General features: G+C 38.8%; 3 protein-coding genes. 1 reads left to right on the forward strand and 2 read right to left on the reverse strand.

The features are described 5' to 3' along the window. Positions 1 to 227, forward strand: a 227-nt coding sequence (locus GSY74_RS10715) for a CFI-box-CTERM domain-containing protein (protein WP_223157533.1), incomplete at its 5' end; no start/stop codon positions are given. Here the strand turns inward: GSY74_RS10715 and GSY74_RS10720 are convergent. Both GSY74_RS10720 and GSY74_RS10725 read right to left on the reverse strand, forming a co-directional pair. Next, on the reverse strand, positions 217 to 891 hold the full coding sequence (locus GSY74_RS10720; RefSeq protein WP_164665142.1) for a CHAT domain-containing protein: 675 nt from the start codon (positions 889 to 891) through the stop codon (positions 217 to 219). The genes GSY74_RS10715 and GSY74_RS10720 overlap by 11 nt on opposite strands. 333 nt (positions 892 to 1224) lie before the next feature. Next, the coding region (locus GSY74_RS10725; RefSeq protein WP_188108722.1) for a peptidoglycan-binding protein at positions 1225 to 1571 on the reverse strand (347 nt) is incomplete at its 5' end.

Consider the following 1571-nt stretch of genomic DNA (forward strand, 5'->3'; position numbering starts at 1 on the left):
CCACAGCCGTCTATAACTCCCCAACAGCTCCAAAAGTAATAGCCCTAAAAGAGTTCCGAGACCAAAAGCTCTTAACAAACTTATTAGGAGAGCGATTTGTTCAGTTCTATTACAGAAACTCACCACCTATTGCTAACTTTTTATCACGGCATAAGTTTTTGAGTGAAGTGGTGAGGGTTGGGTTTGTTGAGCCTTTGGTTTGGGTGGTTCAAGTTTTTAGAAAGTAGGAAACAATCCACTATTGAGCCTCTGCTTATCAGCTTTTGCAGATTGACACGAAGAGAGAACCACACACGATACATGAGAACCTATAAACGCCGTGGTGAGTTGCTCTTCATCTATATCGACTTTGAACCCTCGTTTGTCTTCAAAAAGAAAAGAGCCTTTGCCCTTGTCATAACCACTATGCCCACTCAAAAAGACCAAATGAGGGTCAAACTTCTCTATGTGATGTTTCAAACTCTCAAACCGTCCATCATTGGGTATCTGAAGCTCAACTTTTCCCTCTTTGATAGCAGGTAACAGAGCTTCCAAAACAGCCACCTGTTCATTCTCAACAGCCAACCGTTCGGACTCTTGTAAATCATCAGGAAGTGTTGAAAAAAACAGCACCCTCAATGGCTTTTTCTCAAAAGGAGTCTGTAGTATCGGAACATCTGGTATCTGCCGACTAAGGGTAAACTGTGGATTGGTCGCCAAAGAACCATAAGTTGAATGATAGAGCAGTTCCCACGGCAGTTGTAGCGTTTGGGTATCACTGCTCTGTATCACGATAGGTAAAATATCGTTGGTAGGTTGTAGGACATCGTCTGCTAAATCTAAATCTTTCCATAGTTGCTCTCCTATGGCTTTCTGAGTTTTTGATGTGTCTATGGTTATGGTGTATGTCATATTTTTCTCCCTGTTTCTGTGTAGGGTTTATTATATCGGATTTGTTTTAGAGATTAAGATAAAAATGCAATGAAAAGATATAAAATATTTTATCAATTCATAACTTATTAGTAGTGAGATAGAGGAATATTTTATGCTATAATACAGCTATCAAGATGAAATTTAACCTCTGTTAGGTTTTGTCAATTTTTTATGGACGGATATTTATCTGAGTTAATAGAGAGAATCGCAAATGCAGAGGGTGGTGAGATCTGACATTTTGGAAACGGAGAGTTTACTCCCGAACAGCGGAGGCAGAGCCTTCCGATTCCGAGTTTTCCAAGTTATAATTCCCTACAGCTTAATCCCAAGAGACTTTAATGTCTCATAAGTGATTCCACCAGTAGCTAGTGTGTTGTCTCTTTGATACTTATCTATTGCTCTTCTAGTATCTCCACCCAAAACACCATCAATTTTACCAGCGTTATAACCTTTAGCTTTCAGAGCATTTTGAATCTTCAAAATCACCTGTTGATTCATATTTGTCTGACATAAGATTCTCTTCCATCCTTGAGTTTCAGAAGAGATTTTCTTTCTCTTTTGAACCATCTTGTATTCTGCTTCTATTGGAGTTTTAGTCTCTTTAACATCAGAAACCATCTTCTGTACCCTAACAGTTTTAAATGTTGCAGGAATCTCCA

Source organism: Sulfurovum sp. bin170 (genome assembly GCF_010892395.1).
GTDB lineage: Bacteria > Campylobacterota > Campylobacteria > Campylobacterales > Sulfurovaceae > UBA1140.

Bases quoted from the DNA above. Each gene is read 5' to 3' on its own strand.
- GSY74_RS10720 (WP_164665142.1), bottom strand. From the start codon at position 891: ATGACATACACCATAACCATAGACACATCAAAAACTCAGAAAGCCATA.